At 36.2% G+C, this 19,865-nt stretch carries 15 protein-coding genes; 4 read left to right on the forward strand and 11 right to left on the reverse strand.

The window, feature by feature from the left end; all coding sequences use genetic code 11:
* Positions 1-291: 291 nt before the first annotated feature.
* From CA2015_RS02890 to CA2015_RS02905, 4 genes are all read left to right on the forward strand, one after another.
* Positions 292-966: a hypothetical protein gene (locus CA2015_RS02890; protein ID WP_048640533.1), complete on the forward strand. Its 675-nt coding sequence runs from the start codon at positions 292-294 to the stop codon at positions 964-966.
* Positions 963-1,859 carry a glutamate--tRNA ligase family protein gene (locus CA2015_RS02895; protein WP_048640534.1) on the forward strand — a complete coding sequence of 299 codons (897 nt, stop codon included), beginning with the start codon at positions 963-965 and terminating at the stop codon, positions 1,857-1,859. Before CA2015_RS02890 ends, CA2015_RS02895 begins: the two co-directional genes overlap by 4 nt.
* Before the next feature lie 778 nt (positions 1,860-2,637).
* A complete protein-coding gene (locus tag CA2015_RS02900; protein WP_053086636.1) occupies positions 2,638-5,721 on the forward strand; it encodes a PVC-type heme-binding CxxCH protein in 3,084 nt (1,027 codons plus the stop codon).
* 84 nt (positions 5,722-5,805) lie between these two features.
* Positions 5,806-6,693, forward strand: coding sequence for a hydroxypyruvate isomerase family protein (locus tag CA2015_RS02905; RefSeq protein WP_048640535.1), 888 nt, complete (start codon positions 5,806-5,808; stop codon positions 6,691-6,693).
* 245 nt (positions 6,694-6,938) lie between these two features.
* On the opposite strand, the gene CA2015_RS02910 is transcribed toward CA2015_RS02905, so the two are convergent.
* The 11 genes from CA2015_RS02910 to CA2015_RS02960 form a co-directional block, all read right to left on the reverse strand.
* Complete coding sequence (locus CA2015_RS02910) at positions 6,939-8,105, reverse strand: glycosyltransferase family 4 protein (RefSeq protein ID WP_048640536.1); 1,167 nt, start codon at positions 8,103-8,105, stop codon at positions 6,939-6,941.
* A gap of 84 nt (positions 8,106-8,189) precedes the next feature.
* Positions 8,190-9,242: an NAD-dependent epimerase gene (locus CA2015_RS02915; protein WP_048640537.1), complete on the reverse strand. Its 1,053-nt coding sequence runs from the start codon at positions 9,240-9,242 to the stop codon at positions 8,190-8,192.
* Between the two features lie 38 nt (positions 9,243-9,280).
* On the reverse strand, positions 9,281-10,954 hold the full coding sequence (locus tag CA2015_RS02920) for a capsule assembly Wzi family protein (protein WP_240477923.1): 1,674 nt from the start codon (positions 10,952-10,954) through the stop codon (positions 9,281-9,283).
* Positions 10,955-10,978: 24 nt separating this feature from the next.
* Positions 10,979-11,440, reverse strand: a complete 462-nt coding sequence (gene pssE / locus CA2015_RS02925) for a PssE/Cps14G family polysaccharide biosynthesis glycosyltransferase (protein ID WP_048640539.1) — start codon at positions 11,438-11,440, stop codon at positions 10,979-10,981.
* A complete protein-coding gene (gene pssD, locus CA2015_RS24400; RefSeq protein WP_053086637.1) occupies positions 11,437-11,934 on the reverse strand; it encodes a PssD/Cps14F family polysaccharide biosynthesis glycosyltransferase in 498 nt (165 codons plus the stop codon). The genes pssE and pssD overlap by 4 nt, the downstream gene beginning before the upstream one ends.
* Positions 11,934-12,800, reverse strand: coding sequence for a glycosyltransferase family 2 protein (locus CA2015_RS02935; protein ID WP_048640540.1), 867 nt, complete (start codon positions 12,798-12,800; stop codon positions 11,934-11,936). The genes pssD and CA2015_RS02935 overlap by 1 nt, the downstream gene beginning before the upstream one ends.
* A 1-nt stretch (position 12,801) precedes the next feature.
* Entirely contained in the window at positions 12,802-13,989 is a 1,188-nt protein-coding gene (locus CA2015_RS02940) for an O-antigen ligase family protein (RefSeq protein ID WP_084011606.1), read from the reverse strand.
* A 10-nt stretch (positions 13,990-13,999) separates the two neighbouring features.
* A complete protein-coding gene (locus tag CA2015_RS02945) occupies positions 14,000-14,956 on the reverse strand; it encodes a glycosyltransferase family 2 protein (RefSeq protein WP_048640542.1) in 957 nt (318 codons plus the stop codon).
* Positions 14,949-16,079, reverse strand: a complete 1,131-nt coding sequence (locus tag CA2015_RS02950) for a GumC domain-containing protein (protein ID WP_157470267.1) — start codon at positions 16,077-16,079, stop codon at positions 14,949-14,951. Before CA2015_RS02950 ends, CA2015_RS02945 begins: the two co-directional genes overlap by 8 nt.
* 11 nt (positions 16,080-16,090) lie before the next feature.
* Positions 16,091-16,981 carry a glycosyltransferase gene (locus CA2015_RS02955; protein WP_048640544.1) on the reverse strand — a complete coding sequence of 297 codons (891 nt, stop codon included), beginning with the start codon at positions 16,979-16,981 and terminating at the stop codon, positions 16,091-16,093.
* Between the two features lie 225 nt (positions 16,982-17,206).
* Positions 17,207-19,828: an SLBB domain-containing protein gene (locus tag CA2015_RS02960; protein ID WP_048640545.1), complete on the reverse strand. Its 2,622-nt coding sequence runs from the start codon at positions 19,826-19,828 to the stop codon at positions 17,207-17,209.
* Positions 19,829-19,865 lie beyond the last annotated feature (37 nt).

A 19,865-nucleotide genomic window follows, 5' to 3' on the forward strand; every position in this document is an offset into this window, starting at 1 on the left:
TCAGATTTAATTAAACCATAAATACTACTTTAGAGTTAAATAAAAGGCAACACGCTTGCCTTGGATGGGCTGAGACTTTTAACGCTCTATTCAATTGTTGCTTTATTCTCAACCTAAAACTCAAAATCTAAATGGAATTTGTCATTGCAGGATCCGCTATTGTCTTAGCTATACTTTTGATAAGGGTAATAATTAAAAAAGTTTTTGATTGATACTTGTTAATAAACAAGTTGACATGATTATACTTGTAGAAGTGAATACTGTATCGAATTAATTCGACTTATCCATGCCATGAATCCACACAAGGAGATCGTATCCATTACTTTTTTTCAATACCCTAAAAGAAATCGCTGGTGGGCATTTAACCAAATGCAATTGGCCATTTCACCCCTAAAAAAAGCCAAAGGAAAAAAGTTCTTTAAATTGATGGGAACAGGTGGAGGTTTTGGCTTCTCCCTAAAACCTGATCTTTCTACCTATGCTTTGTTAATGGTATGGGAAGACCTAGATGCAGCTAAAAATTTTAGCCTTTCCGAAAGTTACCGACGATTCAATCAGCAATGTGTTAGTAATTTCACCTATTGGATGCGCTGCATTCAAAGTCATGGCACCTGGTATGGAGAAACACCATTTACTCCTACAAATTCTTCCACAGATGGACCTATTATGGTTATTACTAGGGCAAGAGTTAAAATTCGGAAAATTTTAAACTTCTTAAAGTTTGTACCTCTAACAAGTAAGTCTGCTGAAAAAGCAAAGGGTTTGATTTATACAAAAGGTATAGGAGAGTGGCCAATAATAGAACAGGCTACTTTTAGCTACTGGAACAGTAGGGAACAAATGGAAGCCTACGCCTACAACTCCGGTCATAGAGAAGTTATCAAAAAAGTGAAAGAAGAAGGATGGTACAAAGAAGAACTATTTGCAAGGTTTATACCTATCAACCTAAGCGAAACCACTGAATGAAACTCCATAAAACCAGACTGGCACCTACACCTAGCGGTTACCTACATCTGGGAAATGTTATTTCATTTTTAATAACTGTGAGTTTGGCGAAAAAACATGGGGCCAAAATTCTTTTACGGATAGACGATCTAGATCAAAAGCGCGTGAGGTCAGAATATATTCAAGATATTTTTGATACGCTGGAGTTTTTAGAAATCCCATATGATGAAGGACCTAGAGACAGCAAAGAATTCCTTAAAGACTACTCACAGGTTCACAGAATCCCCATTTACAAAGATATAATCTACGAATTAATTGATAAAAACTTAATTTTCTCTTGCGATTGTTCTCGCAAAACATTGCTAAACAAGCACCCTAAGAAGTGGTATACTGGCACTTGTTTACACCGCAACATCCCCTTGTGGAAAAGCCAAACTTCATTAAGGTTAAAAACTGAAAAAAATGCATCTGTAGATTTAAACACCTACTCAAAAGGGCAAAAATCTTATATTTTACCTAGGGCAATGGATTTTTTTATGGTTCAAAAAAAAGATCGCTTCGCCAGTTATCAACTGGCTTCCATGGCTGATGACATGAATTTCGGAATAAATCTGATTGTACGGGGTATGGACTTGTTACCTTCTACTATCGCACAGGTATACCTCTCAAACCAACTGGATGACAACAAATTCATTCACAGCACATTCCATCACCATTTATTAATTAAAAAAGAAGGAAAAAAACTATCGAAATCCATTGGTAGCTATTCAATTTCACAAATGCGAAAAGCCGGAATGAAAAAAGAATCCATCTATCAACTGGCGGGTAAATACCTGAATTTAAAATCAACCGTTTCAAATTTGGAAGAGTTCTCTAGTCTTTTCCTTTCTTCTATTCCCCAATCTTCAAAATAAGGTATATTCAAATATTCCCCTCCTTTCAGAGAAGACTGATGGGCAACTATTCCAGAAACCGGATAAGCCAAAGCTTCATATACACTTATTTTAGGCATACGTTTATCCACAATGGATTGTTATAAGGATTATTTTTAACCCGGATTATGTAATAGGATTTCTCCGTCCTGACAATGTCAGGGGTGAAGCCTGTCCCGTGTTTACGGGAAGTGTTGCTATCGCGAGACAATCAGGCTGTTTGGAGATTTTAGCATAGCACCGCTATGGTGAAATATCCAAACAGCAACGAAGTGGCTGATTTTGAAGCGATTTCAGCACGTAATAGATTGTCTATTGCATATTTCGGGTTTAAGTAATCCTTAACCCTTATTATAGCCAAGACAACTTACTTTGGTTAGCCTGTCACACGTACCAATAAAGCGGTGCAATGCGTAGGGTAATACATTGGGGTCAGACCATGCCTCCAAGTGGGTTTCAGATCCTCAAACCAAAGCACTTCTAAACCTGGATGATTGTATTCAGCTGCGGGGGTAAATATAGACTTCGATTAGCAGGTTTAAATTTTCACAATTCCTCTTTAACCTTGGGGATAAATTAACCATTAAGTAAACCCCTCCAAACCAAAGGAGTTCAAAATAAAAAAAGAAAATGAAAACCGAACATAGTTTGGAGTAGAAGGTAAAACAATAATTAAAAATTTCTATAAATATTGGGTAAATAAAGTAATTTTCTTTTTATTATAAGATTGAAATTAGCAACTAAAGACTCCAAATAAACAATGGCAACCCAAAAAATCCAAATAAGGTTAATGAGCCTGTTTCTATGTCTATTATTAGGTGTTTCCTGCAAGGATAATACAAAAGAAACAACATTAATTAAGCCCTTTGATCAGTTATCAGAAGAGGAAAAAAGAAATCCTGAAAATGCCTTGTCTGGAATAAAAGTAAATGAAAAGTTACAGGCAACAGTCTTTGCTTCAGAGCCGACACTCACCAACCCTACAAATATTGACATAGACCATAAAGGCCGAGTATGGGTTTGCGAAGCATACAATTATAGACCAGATTTAACCGGGAATGAAACCAATCCAAAAGGAGATAGAATATTGATTTTAGAAGATAGTGACGGGGATGGTATAGCTGATAAAAGTACCGTTTTCTACCAATCTCCAGAATTAAATGCACCATTAGGGATTTGGGTAATGGGGAACAAGGCTATTGTCTCACAAAGCCCCTATGTATGGCTTCTCACTGATACAGACGGAGATGACAAAGCAGACACAAAAGAAGTGATTTTTAAGGGAATAGGAGGCGAGCAGCATGATCACGGCATGCATGCCTTTGTATTTGGGCCAGACGGGAAATTTTATTTTAATTTCGGTAATGCAGGAGGAACGATTACGGATAAAAATGGCCAAGTTTTAAAAGATAAATACGGCAAGTCAATCAATACAGAGAATTACAAACAAGGACTTGTCTTCAGAAGTAATCCTGATTTTTCAGGAATAGAGGTTTTAGGGCAGAATTTCAGAAACAATTATGAAGTAGCCGTAGACTCATACGGCACGATGTGGCAATCAGACAATGACGATGATGGCAACAAGGGAGTGCGAATCAATTATGTAATGGAATATGGGAATTTTGGCTACAGGGATGAAATGACCAATGCAGGTTGGAGAGCAAACAGAACCAATTTAGAGAAAGAGATTCCCTTACAACACTGGCATTTAAATAATCCTGGAGTAGTTCCTAACCTTTTACAAACAGGAGCCGGTTCACCTACCGGAATGGTCGTGTATGAAGGGCGGGCTTTACCTGAAGTTTTTTGGGACCAGATGATACACACTGATGCTGGGCCAAATGTGGTAAGGGCCTATCCAGTCAAAAAGGATGGAGCAGGTTACAAAGCCTCAATTGAAAATATAATGGAAGGAAATAAGGACCAATGGTTTAGGCCTTCAGATGTTTGTGTGGCTCCAGATGGATCAATAATGGTATCTGATTGGTATGATCCAGGAGTAGGTGGTCATCAGGCAGGAGATTTGAACAGGGGGAGAATATTCCGAATCTCTAAGCAGGGGGAACCCTACAATAACCCTTCCTATGATCTCAATACGGTAAACGGGGCGATTGAAGCACTTTTGAACCCTAACCTATCTATGCGTTACCTAGGCTGGGTAAGCTTAAAAGATATAGGTAACGATGCGGTACCAGCCTTAGAAAAAGTATTTAATGAGAACAATAACCCCAGGTTTAAAGCTCGAGCCTTATGGATGCTTTCTAAAATAGGAAATAATAATGAAGCCTATATTGAAAACGCCTTGAAAAGTGACAATCCAGATATTCGAATTACAGCATTTAGGGCTGCAAGACAATCGGGTATGGACCTTACTCCAATAATTCAGCAATTAGTTAGTGACAAAGATCCACAAGTAAGGAGAGATGTTGCCATTGCATTAAGAAATTATAAATCGGATCAAGCTGCAGAGTTTTGGGCTACTTTAGCTTTACAACATGATGGAGAAGACAGATGGTACCTAGAAGCATTGGGAATAGGTGCATCAAACAATTGGGATCAATATTATTCCACGTGGTTAAAAAAAGCAGAAAAGGAAATAATCAACAGTAAAAAAGGACAGGATATCATATGGAGATCTAGGACTGGTAAAGCCATCCCTGAATTGGCTCAATTGGCTTCAGACACTAATAATCCAATAAAAGACCGGCTGAGGTATTTTAGGGCTTTTGATTTTAATCCAGATCAAAAAGAAAAATCGAAGGCCTTAGAAAAGATGCTTGAAGAAGAACAATTAAGTAAGGAAGGTCAGGGTAGCGACAAAGAATTAAAAAAGCTTGTTTTAACTCACCTTCCGGCGTCTTACTTAAAAGAATCTACTTTGGCGCAAGAGGCATTAAAAAACGCATTGAATGAGACCTATGGAACTGAGGCTTATTTAGAGTTGGTTCAAAAATTTGACATCCCTACAGAGAATGCCCGTTTGTTGCAAATGGCAATAAAAGAATATGACAATAATTTAGGTAAAACTGCAGCTACCTTACTATTGGAACAAGGTGGAAAAAAAATAATCCTTAAGGAATTATACAGTGGTGACGAAAAAAGAATTTACCCAACCATAAATGCGTTAAAAGGAATTGGAAATAGTGAATCAATTGCAATCATAGAAGAGATCACTTTCAATTCTGGTTTGCCCATAATGGTAAGAAAAGAAGCAGCTTCGGCAATTGGTAGCAGTTACAGTGGTGAGGATCGAGTTTTAATACTATTAAAAGAAAATGAAATCCCAAAAGACCTAATCGCATCGGCTGTTTCTGGTGTAAGCAGGGCCTGGAGGAAAAACATTAGGACCGAAGCAGCTAGTTATTTGGACAATACCAAGGACAATGACAATCCCCTTCCTTCAATGAGTAGCTTACTGGGCATGGAAGGGAATAAAGATAAGGGATTAGAGGTATTTAAAAACAACTGTGCAGTATGTCATCAGGCAGGGAATATAGGGATGGATTTTGGCCCTAAACTTACTGAGATAGGCAGCAAGCTATCCAAGGAAGCCCAATTTATTTCTATAATACATCCCGATGCAGGAATTAGTTTTGGCTATGAGGGTTATCTTATCAACATGAAAGATGGGAGTACTTTAGGGGGAATCATTACCAGTCAAACTGAAACCGATATTGATTTAAAACTACCTGGAGGAAGTACTGTATCCATAAAGACCAGTGATATGGCCTCAATGAAACAAATTGAAAATTCAATGATGCCAACAGGATTAGAACAGTCGATGAGCACACAGGAACTGGTTGACCTAGTGACCTTTCTAATGTCCCTGAAAAAAGACAGCTAATGATTAAAAAAAAAAAACAAATTGGACAAATTGTAAAGCTAAAAGCAAGATTTACTACTGTCTATTCTTAAAAAAGAAAATTAAATGAAAAACCTTAATCCAAGAAGAACCGCATTGAAAAAGATCGCAGGAACAGGCCTTGCAAGTATGCTCGTGCCTTCACTATCTCATCGATTATCCGCAGCAGAAGCCCAATTGCCTTTGGAATTAAAAGGCAATGTAAATCACTCTGTCTGTCGATGGTGTTACAATGACATAGAATTTGAAGACTTGTGCAAAGGAGCTGTGGAAATCGGCCTAAAATCAATAGAATTAGCGGGGCCTGAGGAATGGCCTATACTGTCAAAATATGGCCTCTATTGTGCAATGCCTTGGGGGGCAGGCTTAGGAATAGAAAAAGGATGGAATAATCCAGCGCTTCATGATGAATTAATTAAGAGTTACACAGAAGTAATTCCTAAGGTTGCTGCCGCAGGATACAAGCAAATCATATGCTTCTCAGGTAATAGAAATGGATTAAATGATGAAATTGGAATCACTAACTGCGCTCAAGGATTAAAGAAAATTATGCCTATTGCAGAGAAACATGGCGTTATAATGTGCATGGAACTTCTGAACAGTAAAGTGAATCATAAGGACTACCAGGCCGATCATACTGCTTGGGGTGTAGCTTTATGTAAAGAAGTAGGTTCTGAAAACATGAAGTTATTGTATGACATCTATCACATGCAAATTATGGAAGGAGATGTCATAGCAACGATTAAAGAGTATCATCCTTATATTTCTCATTACCATACGGGAGGTGTTCCTGGTCGAAACGAAATAGACGAAACCCAGGAATTGTTTTATCCTGCCATTGTTAAAGCTATTTTAGACACTGGATATAAAGGATATATAGGTCAGGAATTTATCCCCAAAAGACCGGATAAACTGGCTTCTTTAAAACAAGGAGTTGAAATATGTGATGTTTAAACCATTTTTCAAGGTAAGGACAAAGTAGCCTAAATGGAAGGTCCCGGATAATTTGGGAGAAAGTTTAACCCGGATTATGTAATAGGATTTCTCCGCCCTGACAATGTCAGGGGTGAAGCCTGTCCCGTGTTTACGGGAAGTGTTGCAATCGCAAGAAAATCAGGCTGTTTGGATATTTCGAGTTTAAAAACAAAAAAGGCGTTGAAATCACAACGCCTTTTTTGTTTAATTGCTAAATAATTAGCTCAATTCATATTGATCTCATTATTTGAGAAAATATTTTTTGCAATTGAAGGTTTTCTTTTGCTTTGTTTTCTCTTTGTCCGACTGGTGTTTTTTCCTGAAATGGAAGGTGAATTTTTACAATTGGCTTTGACTTTCTTCAGGGTATTCCTGTCCATCCATATACCTAGGATAGTTGCTATAATAGCTAGGGTAGGAAGTAAAACATGATCACTCAAAGAGTAACCAAAAAAGACAATGGAAATAAAGCCTAATTTTACAAAAACCAACACCAAGGATACTTGGTCATGCTGTAAACCCATTCTAATCAAAAAGTGATGGACATGACTTTTATCTGGTTTGAGTGGCGACTTGCCATTCATGGTTCGTTTTATAAAGATCCTAACCGTATCATAAACAGGGACAATTAAAAATGCCAGACCTGCAGAAAAGGGTGCATTTAATTTTAATCCCTCCCAAGGAGCCATGAGCCCTGTTTTATCAACAAATAAGATTACTAAAACGGTAAGGCTAAATCCTACACTTAAGGATCCAGTGTCCCCCATAAAGATTTTAGCTGGATGCCAGTTAAATACTAAAAAGGCCAAAATCCCACCTACCAAAGTAAATGAAATTAAACTGTAAGAAATCATTCCTGCAGTATAAAACCAAAAACCAAGTATGCTTAAAGTCACCAGACTAAGCGTACCTGCTAATCCATCCGCACCATCAATTAAGTTAAAGGAATTGGTTAATGCTAAAATTGCAAAGAAAGTAACTGCAACACTTATAAGATAAGGGATTTCATAAATCCCCATAAAACCGTATAAACTTGATATTCTGATATCAGCCATCACGATAACGAAAAATGCAGGAATGGACTGTCCTACAAGTTTTTGAATGGCTGTTAGTTCAATAAGATCATCTCTCAAACCTACTGAGAACATAATCGCAAGACCAACTAAAAAATAGCGTGTTTCTACAATTTGATCGAAACTAAGCCATGCAAATAAGCCAACGAAAGTAGCAAAAACAATGGCAATCCCTCCCATTGAGGGTATACTTCCAGCATGTATCCTTCTTCCACCTGGTGACTCAGTAAATTTGATCTTCTTTAGGATCAAAATCAGCACAGGCGTCATTAAAAAACCAAAGAAAAAAGAAGTGACTGTTGCCAGAAAAATATTCATAAGAAAAGAATTTTAACAAAAATACACATTAGGACCTTATAATATTAAAATTTCACTAAAAATTTAATATAAACCTATAAAATATTAAACATTATAATAATTCCTATACCAATCTACAAATTGGCCAACACCATAACTTAATGGTGTATCCGGTTTATAACCAAGCTCTTGTTCAAGTGGTGAAGTATCTGCAAAGGTAGCCGGGACATCACCTGGTTGAAGTGGAAGCAATTCAAGTTTAGCTTCAAGTCCCAAACAATCCTCAATAACCTTTATAAAGTCCATTAATCGGATAGGATTAGAGTTGCCAATATTATAAATAGCATATGGGGCTTTAGATTTACTAACATCTCCAGTTTCTAAGGTCCAATTTGGATTTGGAATTGCAGGGTTATCCAACACGTTCAAAACCCCTTCTACTATATCCCCCACAAAGGTAAAATCTCTATGCATTTCTCCATAATTGAATACTTGAATAGGATTTCCTTCAAGTATAGCTTTTGTAAACAGAAATAGTGCCATATCTGGTCTACCCCAAGGTCCATATACAGTAAAAAACCTTAATCCTGTTGTCGGAAGATCAAAAAGATGGCTATAAGTATGTGCCATTAACTCATTTGACTTCTTAGAAGCAGCATAAACAGAAACCGGATGATCCACATTTTGACTCGTAGAAAATGGCATTTCAGTATTCATTCCATATATAGAACTGGATGAGGCATATGTCAGGTGCTGAATATCATTGTACCGACAAGCTTCCAGTATATTACCAAAACCAACAATATTAGATTGAATATAAACATCTGGGTTTGTCAAAGAATACCTTACTCCTGCTTGAGCCGCTAGATTGACTACTTTATCAAATTTTTGGTCTTTAAATAGATTAAGAATACTTTCCTTATCTTCAAGATTTAATTGTAAGAAAGTATAATTAGGATAATTTATACTTTTGATAGGCTGCCCATATTTTATATTATTTGGCTCAATACCTGTTACTCTCAATCGATCTTTTTTAAGGTTTACATCATAATAATCATTAATACTATCCAATCCAACCACTTCATCACCTCTATCCAAAAGCTTTTTTGCCAAATGCATGCCAATGAAACCTGCAGTTCCAGTAACTAATATTTTCATTTTAATTTTTTGTCGCTATAATAAAGAAAGGATGAATTTCATTTAATTCCACCCCATAAATACACCAAATGAATCCTCCCATGAAAGGACAACATGCTTTTGTTTTTTGGAAATGCAGAAGTGCTAAGTGGATCGCTTTGCCACTGATAATTTTTCCCATTTACCAATTGAAATTGGGAACCAACCAGAAAGTTATTCCATTGTCGGTCAGCTAATACGCCTAAAGTAAAATCAACCCAAGGAAGAGTCTTCTCATCCTGCCCAAAAGCTCTATAATAAAAGTCCTGGTGATTGGCTATTCTTTCCACCATAATCCCCAACTTGTTGAACCCCTCAACAACGGAAACCTCAAAAGTTTGACTATTACTACCTGTCCCTATACCAGAGCCTAAGGCTTTACCTCGATTAGTAAATCCTCTTACTTGATAATGTGTGGCCCAAGATGTTCTCCCTCCAAGTCCTAGATAGCGAATATATCTGTTTACAGACTCCTGTTGATGTAGAATTTCGCTACGGATTTGAAGATAGGTATTTTGTTTTGCCAAAGTGACAAGCTTTTGAAAACCCATTAGATAAGCTCGAGAATGCTCTGGATTAAGTATTGCATCCCTCCAGTTTAAAGCATGGTCTCTTCTACCATATTCTCCATAAATTTCAATTTTTGCTTTTTTGTTTACAAATCGCATAAATAACGTAGCCTGCTGGTCCCTAGCCTCACTATCAAAGGCCACTGAATTCCCGTCATCAAAGAATTTTTCTTTTTGGAAGGCATCGAAGATCGGCATGTAATCACGAAACTGTGTACCTCTTTTATCATTGTATTGCTGAAATGTTCGAGAAAAGCCCAAAAACAACCCTGGCACCCACTTGGGCTGGTAATTGATCATTATCGCATTCAGATATCTCCAATCTTCATCCAATGGTAGGAAAAATCTCTCATTGAGTCCATCATTTTGCGAAGCAGCCATTCCAGAACTCTCTAAGCGCCCCACTATCAACTGACCTTCAAAATGACCTAAAAAGGTCTTTAATGGGCGGTGTGAATTTAACGTTAAATGAGGGAAGCTTTCAGCATTTCCTGAAAATGTCAAGGAGTTCCATTGACCTGGCCCCCACCATATGCTTCGTGTTGAAATCCCCGTTTCAAAACCTCCAAATTTGGCCGTAAGACTAGATTGTCCCCACCATAAACTATTCGAATTCCCTTTCGCCAGCAACTCTGGACGATCATTTCTATTCCAAAAATGGAACCTATCCACTAAAACTTCAATAGGAAAATCGCTGCTAAATCCCTGGTAGCTTTTATTTTGAGAATAAACAAATTCTGGCTGTAATTGAAGATGTAAAAACCCTAAATATCCATATAGCCCAGCGCTTAGGTATTGTTCATACCCCCTTCCATTGTGCATGCCATATCCTCCGTAACCATAAGGCCTCTTGCTATTGTACTGTATTTTAGATTGTACAGGTAAAACCGAAAAACCATATACTTTTTGAGTATTTTCCTCTGGTTTTGCAAATAAAGCTTTAATAGAAAGGTCTGGCCTAAAGCCTTGTGGTTTTAAGGAATCTAAACTATTCGATAGCAATTGTTCTCTTCTGCCATACTCTTCCAAAACAGGCGTCCCAGGAGCCATGTTTTGAGGGAAAACGGCTATTGTACTCGAAAAAAAGAGCAGAATAATCAGCCACCATTGTAATTGGTCTTTCATTGTCATGTATTAATGCTGAATATACTAGTTTTCAAGTTTCCCTAAACAAAATGAAATGATTTCTCTGGTTTTATCAAAATCGTGTTTCTCAAATATCCTAAAATCAAAATGGCTGGCTTTTTGAATTGATTCAGGTAACAAAGTGAAATCTTTAACTGTAACCGCATATCCATTAGCCCCCATATATTTCGCTATGTCCAATTGATGATTATCTGTTCTTTCTGTATTTGGAACAATTATCACCTTCTTTCTGGATTCTAGTAATTTATAGATTGTACCTGCTCCAGCATGACAAATTACCAAATCACTTTCTTTATAATAAGTATTGATATCAGAACTATAAGTAAAAAACGGGAAATTAACAGGTTCATATTTACCATCGGCTATTTGAAAAGTAAATTCAAAATCCAGACCTGCAAATGTTTCATCTAGATACTTTATTAGAGAGTCAAATCTAGTCGTTCCGACTGTTACCAATATTCTCATAATAATCCGGAGTAAATGGCCTTAGGGTAAAATTTTGCTAAAGATTTATTTTGTATATAAAATTTATCTGCTAACCTGTACATTGTTTTTCCCGCATAAGACTGGGTTTCAAAGCGTGACCATGTTTCAATAAAAACTATCCTAGTGTTTTTCATTTTAAACAATACCGAAAATGGGATAGCCAATCCAGGACCAGTTGAAATAATGGAAAGCACATTGTATTTTCTTTGAATCTTAAAAAAGCATGAAATAAAATTATAATATTTGAGTGGAATGCTCAACAGATTCATTAAAGAAAAATACTTATTTCTAAAAGGAGGCTGTTCGTAAGTTTCAACAATAATAGGATGGTGAATAGAAGCTTCACTTTCTGAAACCCCGATAAACTTAACTTGTGTTCCTTCGTACTCCTTTTTAATTCTATCAAGCAATTTTTCCATTTGGGCCCTATGTCCCCCTGAGCCATAAATTAAGAGTATAACTTTAGGTTTCATTATTTACCTATTATTTTATAAAAAAACCTATTTTTAAAATACTTTATAGCCAATGGATCCTCAATTCTATTGATTTTATTTTTGGCTGACTCATTATACCCTTTGATATACTGTCTTGCATCAGCTTTCTTTCCCGAAAAATACATTCTTGCAGCACCTGCCAACACATAAAGATATGGAACATGACGCATATAGGCTGATTTCCCATAATATTCATAGCCAAATTTTGCTCCGCGCTGTCTTAGACTAACTTCCAACTCAGGAAAGGATTCTACTTTCCATCCCATCATTATGGCTTTTGCTGCTGATACAGAATCCTGAGATACTGAAATTGTATAATCAGTTTGATCTAAACAAGCTCTACGCCACACCCTGAAACCACTGGGAGCAAAACTCTTGTTTACATAACTTGTTATAATTTCCGTGCCATAATCCTCTTTTTGTTTAGAGGCAGAAGCAATTCCAAGTTTTGGATTGCTTTCAAATTTCTCCAAAAGTACTTGGTAGTAAACCTTCTCTGGGAATACATCACTATCAAGTATTCCAACAAATTCAAATTTAGAATCTTTCTCATGATCCAAAATTCTGTTCAATCCAAATTTAATAATCCTGCTATACTTTGGGCCAAGAGCATAAGATTTATCTTCATCCTCATAATTGACAAGTTTAATTTCAGTGTTTTCAAAATCAGAATTATACTTTTGAATCTCTTCTTTAAAAACATCCACTGTATCGTCTGTACTCCCGTCATTAATAAAAATCCACAGGTCTGGTCTTCTAGTTTGCCCAGCCATACTTTTTACCAAATTAGGTATATTTTTGGATTCATTTTTTGCTGGTGTTACTATAGCAAGTTTTCCTTTCATTTTATACGGACGCTTTAAATTCTATTTGTTTATCATCTTTATGCATAATTGCAATGATAGTTAATAACAACCACCAAAGGGTGTTTAATACTACAATATTACCAACAATCATTCCTAAATAAATCGCTGCCAAAGCAGCGTAAATGGCATAATAACGTGTGGAATTCAACTCAATTGCATTCTTCCTTAATCTATACAAACCATAATACATGCCATATACAAATAGAATAAACCCAAACAAACCAAACTCTAAAAGAATTCTCAAATAATCATTATGTGGCTCCCTTATACTACTTTCTAAAAAATAGGGACTTACTAATGAGGCATATTCCAAACCCATTCCAGTGTAAAGTCCATCTTTCTCTACAAGTTCGTCGTACATTAACTTCCAGGTAACAATCCTCCACACAAGAGAGCTACCTCCACCGGCTTGGTTTTCCGACAATCTTTCTGAAATAGCTGTAATATCGGTTAATTCTTTTACTCTTTTTTGCATTAAAAACCCGGCCCCAGCGATGAATAAAGGGAATAAAGCAATGGCAACTATCTTTTGCCAACGCCTAGCATAATGCGATAAAAATAGAAAAAGGACCAATAATAAACTGATAACCCCTCCCATTCCTCCTAAAAAAGCAGATAAAAGGAAAACAAAAAATGCAGGTAAGTACTTGTTGTAAACAATCAGTAAAATGGCAAAATAAGGGACTAGAAAATAACTAAAGTGATTTGAATTAATAAATGTCCCACTAGGTCTTTCAACACCCGAAAATGCAAATTGGAACACTGCTAAAACACTCTGTATTAGAACTATTATTGTATACAACCAAAATAATTGTTTAAAAGTAATCTTACTGTAATAGGCTAAAATAAATACTGCGAAATACGAGAAATAACGAATTACTCCTCGAGCGGTAAAAAATGGTTCACCATGTATATTAACAGCATTAATAAATGCATACCCAATTAATAGGAAAAACAATGAAGAATAAAGGAGTAGGTATTTCGGCAACCTTAACCTAAAAATTAGTAATAAAAAGAAACAGCCTAGCAAAGCCAGACCTATAACTGCACCCAATCCTGATCTATCAACCATGACTCTCATAAAGAGTAGAGCCATTATTAACACAGAAAAAAAATCCCATTTCTGGATTTCTTTAAATTGAATACTATTAGGTATGGATAATTTCAATCAGTTTGATTTAATCGTACTTGCCTTTACTTATTAATCGATATAGCTGCTTGGTTACACTTGAAGGTAAAATAGACCAAAATGTAATTACTAAGCCCTTTTTAGTTAAGTGCTTCCACTTTACTTTACCCCACAAAGAATCAGGATTTTTCCCCACTCTTAAAGTTTGTAGCCACCTGCTCACCACCCTGGCATTTAAAAACTTATACAACAAACTGCTGACTTGATCGTCAATGGTTAAAGAGGCCAATTTTTGAACAGTAGTTGACTCGCAACCCAATTCAAATCCTTCTACCTTAGTTACCATATTTACAGAGTCTCTATGATAAACAACGGTTAATTCAGGGGACCAAATGGCCAACTCTCCATAAAAGATGGCCCTCAACCAAGTATCTACATCGCCACCTCTTTTACATCTTCCCTCAGGAAAACCTCCTATTTCTTTAAGCAACTCAGTACGGAAACCTAAAGCACCTGTCCAAAATGGTGGTGCTCCATCTATACTGTTTTTCAAAAATTTCTTGAGGTCTATTTCATGTATTCCTTTAGAATGATGTCTTTTATTATAGGTGTTAGGAAAAAACCTACCTTCCTTGTTTTCTTCAAAATTGTCGGTCCAAGAGGTGGAAAGGATTTTAGCTTCAGGTTGATAATTAATTAATTCCAAAAAAGTTATTAAATGATGGTCCATCCACTCATCATCGGCATCTAGAAACGCCACCCAATCGTATTTAGCTTTAGCTATGCCTAAGTTTCTGGCAGCATAACCACCAGGCCCCGGCTGCTTTCTCTGAAATACCCGTATTCTTTTATCAGTATATGACTTCGCTTTTTCAAAGCTGCCATCAGAAGACCCATCATCTACCAGAATGAGTTCCCATTCCCCAAATTTTTGATTCAATACCGAGTTTATGGATCGGTCTAAATGTGGAAACTTATTGTAAATAGGTATAATTATGCTAAACATGTGAAAAATGAATTGTTAGCATCCTTAAAATTAAAAGTCCAAAGAAGAACAAAATCCCTAAAATCCCGCCTAATACAAGAAAGACAATTCCCAATAATAAAAACTTTGGTTCACTAGGATTGGTAGGCAATTGAGGCTTCTGGAAAACAGTCATTAAAGGAGTCGCATTTTGCACTTTAATCCTTGACTGTTCCATTTGCTGTGCCAATGAATTATAAACACTAAACTCTAAATTAAAATCAGCCAGAAGTCGGTCTTCTTCCGTCTTTAATAGTTGGGAATTTATCCCTCTGTTTCCGTCTCTGAAGTTCGCTAATTTTTTCTGGGTTTGCTCTACCCTTTTCTTAGCCTCCTTAGTTCTTTCTTCTATAAACTCAAAATTCTTAAGGTCCTTATCCAATATTATTTTGGTCAAATATTCTTTTAGGAAACGGCTTAAAATTTCATTTAGCTGTGCACTTGCTAATGGTTCTGGCATTTTTGTTTTAATCAATAATAGCCGATCTTCCTTTTCTACTTCAATTCTTTTTCTTAGTTGTGCAATTGTTTTTCTTTCTCTTGCATCAAATGCTAATATGGCTTCATCTTCATGAGAAATAGACGTGTCATTTTTTTCTGTTTCTACATTTGTATTGGGTAAAAACATAGATTTCACTTTACCTGGCAACCTTACTAAATGGTAGTAAAAATTATATTTTTCATATTCGTTGACAAATTCCACAAGAGAAACACTATCACTTGCTTCTTTTAAGTAAACTTTTTCATAAAGTAATTTCTCTAAGAAATCACTTTCTAAAACAAGCTCTGGAATCAAATCTGGAGGTAAGGCCTCAGTATTTTGATTTCCTATACCTAGATTCCCTAAGCCAGTAATGGATGCCAAGCCACCAAGGGCTTTTGAATTTAATCCGCCAGACTGCTCCATCAATAATTTGGAAGAAGTAGTGAACTCTTCAGAAGATGTCAGAAGATAAACCAAGCCTAAGGAGAAAACTGTCACTGCAACAATGACAATCCATTTTTTAAAGACAATAATTAAATTAATTAAGTCCTTAATTAATATTTCTTGTTCTTGGAGCGATTTTTTAATAAATCGGTCCATATGGGAAATTCGTTTATTCATTAGACGCAACTTTAATTGGTTTTGGCTTTTCTATCTGCCCACTTCAATTTTATTAAATATTTTACTCCTACTAATTCCACATACCATCTAATCATCAGTACCCGAAAATAGTCTGAAACAGACTCAAACCGGATATAGTTTATCCTGAAAATGGGTGGCAATACCCTTTTAAATAGGGTCAATATTTGCTTTCCAAAATTGAGCGAAGAATACGTCTCTTTATAATATCCTAAAATTGTTCGCTGCTTTTTGATGGCAATCTTAATAATTGATTCTCTGGAAGGATGGTTTATAGTTGCCAATTCAGCATAAGCTATTTCTTCACCCAAAGCACTTAATTTAAGATTCCAGAAAAAATCACCTCCGGACATTAAACTTTCATCGAAATAACCATATTTATCAAAAAGAAATTTCTTAGCGAAGAAATTACCTGTTACTGACTTTTTAAATACCTTAACATTCCTCTCTTGCTGAAAGGCAAAGTATTTTTCGTAAACGAATGCGTATCGGCTTCCATTTTTAGGTTTAAATAATTCTATCTTCCCTCCAAGCCTAGAAACTCCCGATTTTTCTAACTCCCCTACCCCTTCTAAAAGCCAATCCTTATCTGGTATACAATCTGAATCTGTAAATGCAAGAATTTCACCCTTGGCTTTCCTAATACCTGAATTTCTTGCGGCATAGGAGCCTGGTTTTTTTTCTTCAATAACTCTCCATCCATTGATTGACAACCAATTTGGTACAGAATCTGAAGGGTCATTATTAATTACAATGACCTCAAATTTTTCAGAAGGAAAGCTTTGTCTTTCTAGTGCTTTCAAACATAGTTCTAGTCTATCCCAATCCCTATAAGTTGGAATAATAACTGAAACTATTATTGTAAGTTTTTTTTCACTATCCATTAAACTTCCTCTTCATACATTGTTTATTGCAATAAATTCCAAATGGGACAAAGAGGTGTTACAAAATTTCGAATACCATTCAAATGATATTTTGAAGGGTTTATAGTTCTTACTCTAAGATTATAAGGAACTATCATAGTCAACTAAAAATTAAAACTTAACACTTAGCCACCTCACTAATTTATTTTTTAGTCAAAAACTAACCCTTAAAATACTTAGAATAAATTAATTAGATATTCTATCTATTAAAATACCTAAAGTAGCAAGACTTGAGGCTATCCCTATCCAAGCCTGTACTGACATTGGTTCACGTTTTGGTTTTTGTGGCACGATGATCTCCGCTCCAGGTTCAATTTTCGGGAAAAAATTAAAAAACAAAAACCTATTTGTTCTGTGCACATCCCCGTTTGCATAAACGACGTAGGACCTGGATTTTCGAGCTTGTTCTGTAAATCCACCAGATCTTGAAATGTAATTTCTAAAGCCTCTTGATACATCATACCTCGCAGTAGTAGGATATAGAACTTCCCCCCTCATCCTCACAGTTTGTAACTCCTTAGGGATGCTGATAATATCTCCCTCTTGCAATATTAAATCATATTTAGAACCAGGTTGTGAAAGAATTTTACCTAGATCAATCCCAATTAATTCTTTATCCCTTGTTGCAACCTCCATTACAGTGCTGTCTTCCTCACCTAAAAATTGATATTTATCTTCAGAAAAGCTGTCGGTCTTATTATTATCTTTACTATTCTTTAATTCCTCATTCCTAAGTAGGTCCATTCTATCATCAATCCTATCTAAAAGTTTTCCTTCTGCTTCGGCATTTTCAATATCCCCCTCACGAACAGTATTTCTATGCAAGGACTCCAATTGTTCAAGCTTAATATTTTCTTCAGATTTGGTCTTAAAAAACTCTGTTCTTCTAATGAGGGTCGCCCCTTTAGGGTAAGCATAGTCATTTAGACCTCCTGCTCTTTTAAGCACATCAGAAATTCTCTCATCTCTTTTCTCAAGTGTAAAGCCTCCAGGATAAAAAACTTCCCCTTCCACATAAACTATTTTCTCTGGCTGAAAACCTGGACTCTTCCTAACAAAAACATGGTCAAATGGTGCTAAAATGACATTCTTTTCTTCCTCACTTATCCTCAGGTTTCCATCAATTGAAATTGTTAGTATTTCAGCAATCTCACCACCAACCTCATCTTTTACTCTCCTAGCAATTTCTATATTTGCATTAGAGGCAGATTCTTTGAAACCTCTGGCCTTGGTTATCAAATCTGCTACTGTCATGTTTTTAGCAAACTGAAACACTCCCGTTCTGTTTACTTCACCAGAAATCTGAACATAGTACTCCTCTTTAAGGTCGTATTTGCTAGGTATGTTTAGAATATCTTCACGTTTTAGAACAACATCCTCTGCTTGACCTGAAAGAATTGCTCCTAAGTCAAGAGTAAGTACTTCCATTGTGAAATCAGGATTGGTTCTATATAAGGTAGCTCTTTCTGAAAAGGCGTCTCCACGTATCCCCCCTGCAATTTCTACTAACCCTTGAACCGTCATACCATCAGAAATAGCAAATTCCCCGGGTCTAAAGACAGCTCCTGTAACTTGAGCACGGTTATTGTATCGTTCAAGAACTCCTCCTACAACATATAAATCCCCATCTTTAATAGCAAAGGTTTCAAAATCATCTTTATAAACATTATCTACTCTTAATTCCTTTTCTGTCTTTCTTTTTACAATTAGGAGTTCTTTGTATGCCTCACTTTTAAAACCTCCAGCAAAAGTCACAAGATCTAAAATACTCTCATCGCTTTTCATTTCAAACAAGCCTGGCCGACGAACAGGACCTTCCAATTCTACCCGAGTTTGAACAGGTGGTACAATTATCACATCATTGTCCTGTAAAATAATATTTCCATTTTCATTTCCTCTTACCAAAAACTCATAAACGTCTACCTGCCCAACCAATTTACTTTTTCGGTATACTTGAATATTTCTAAACGAGCCTGTTTCATTAGGCCCTCCTGCTTGGTAAAGGGCATTGAATACATTTGCAAAAGAGGGTAAAGTGTATGTACCTGGATGATTCAGTTCTCCGGCCATGGTTACCTGAATACTGCGGATATTCCCAACTCTCAATTGTAAAAAGGTATTGGGATTTGGTCCATTTAATCCAGAATAAATTTTACTTAATGCAGCCCTTACTCTTGTTCTTGCACTTTCAACCGAAGAACCACCTATATTAACTGGACCTACATTCGGCACCAGAACTTTCCCTTCAGGTGAAATCGTCATATCAAAAGCTGCTTGGGAAGCGCCATACACATCCACCAACACTTGGTCTCCAGTCCCCAATATGTAACTCTCAGGGGTAGGGAGATTTAAACTCGGGTTAAAGTTTAACTCCCTATTATGGAACAATGTGTATCCATATATTTTCTTTTGGTGGGGACTAAGATTGTAATAGGGATCTGACTTTCTTAAGCTATCAAAAACAGTTGTTCGGTTAACTGTTCCAACTACTTCCCTTTGATTACTTCTAACTGTACTATTTTTAGCAGCCCCATCTCTATTACCTGATTTTAAAGCTTCAATACGTTGTCTTAACTTACTGATTTCAGAAGCAGGCATTCCCTTTTCTATTGCCAATGCTTCAAGCTGAACCTCATTCATTCCTGATGACTCTGCCCGCTTAATAAGTTGCTCGATCTGAGCATCAGACAGCTCATCTACCTTTAGGTTTTGAATATTTTGAATAGTCTGGCTAAATCCAATCGAACCAATAAAAAAACAAAACAATACAGGTGCTATTTTTAAATTTTGGATGAGTTTTCTAATCATCTTGAAGAATCTTTTTATTTAAAAATAAGGTAAAGAA

The sequence above is a fragment of the Cyclobacterium amurskyense genome, assembly GCF_001050135.1.
Taxonomy (GTDB): domain Bacteria; phylum Bacteroidota; class Bacteroidia; order Cytophagales; family Cyclobacteriaceae; genus Cyclobacterium; species Cyclobacterium amurskyense.

Bases quoted from the DNA above. Each gene is read 5' to 3' on its own strand.
- CA2015_RS02890 (WP_048640533.1), top strand. From the start codon at position 292: ATGAATCCACACAAGGAGATCGTATCCATTACTTTTTTTCAATACCCT.
- CA2015_RS02895 (WP_048640534.1), top strand. From the start codon at position 963: ATGAAACTCCATAAAACCAGACTGGCACCTACACCTAGCGGTTACCTA.
- CA2015_RS02900 (WP_053086636.1), top strand. From the start codon at position 2,638: ATGGCAACCCAAAAAATCCAAATAAGGTTAATGAGCCTGTTTCTATGT.
- CA2015_RS02905 (WP_048640535.1), top strand. From the start codon at position 5,806: ATGAAAAACCTTAATCCAAGAAGAACCGCATTGAAAAAGATCGCAGGA.
- CA2015_RS02910 (WP_048640536.1), bottom strand. From the start codon at position 8,105: ATGAATATTTTTCTGGCAACAGTCACTTCTTTTTTCTTTGGTTTTTTA.
- CA2015_RS02915 (WP_048640537.1), bottom strand. From the start codon at position 9,242: ATGAAAATATTAGTTACTGGAACTGCAGGTTTCATTGGCATGCATTTG.
- CA2015_RS02920 (WP_240477923.1), bottom strand. From the start codon at position 10,954: ATGAAAGACCAATTACAATGGTGGCTGATTATTCTGCTCTTTTTTTCG.
- pssE (WP_048640539.1), bottom strand. From the start codon at position 11,440: ATGAGAATATTGGTAACAGTCGGAACGACTAGATTTGACTCTCTAATA.
- pssD (WP_053086637.1), bottom strand. From the start codon at position 11,934: ATGAAACCTAAAGTTATACTCTTAATTTATGGCTCAGGGGGACATAGG.
- CA2015_RS02935 (WP_048640540.1), bottom strand. From the start codon at position 12,800: ATGAAAGGAAAACTTGCTATAGTAACACCAGCAAAAAATGAATCCAAA.
- CA2015_RS02945 (WP_048640542.1), bottom strand. From the start codon at position 14,956: ATGTTTAGCATAATTATACCTATTTACAATAAGTTTCCACATTTAGAC.
- CA2015_RS02950 (WP_157470267.1), bottom strand. From the start codon at position 16,079: ATGAATAAACGAATTTCCCATATGGACCGATTTATTAAAAAATCGCTC.
- CA2015_RS02955 (WP_048640544.1), bottom strand. From the start codon at position 16,981: ATGGATAGTGAAAAAAAACTTACAATAATAGTTTCAGTTATTATTCCA.
- CA2015_RS02960 (WP_048640545.1), bottom strand. From the start codon at position 19,828: ATGATTAGAAAACTCATCCAAAATTTAAAAATAGCACCTGTATTGTTT.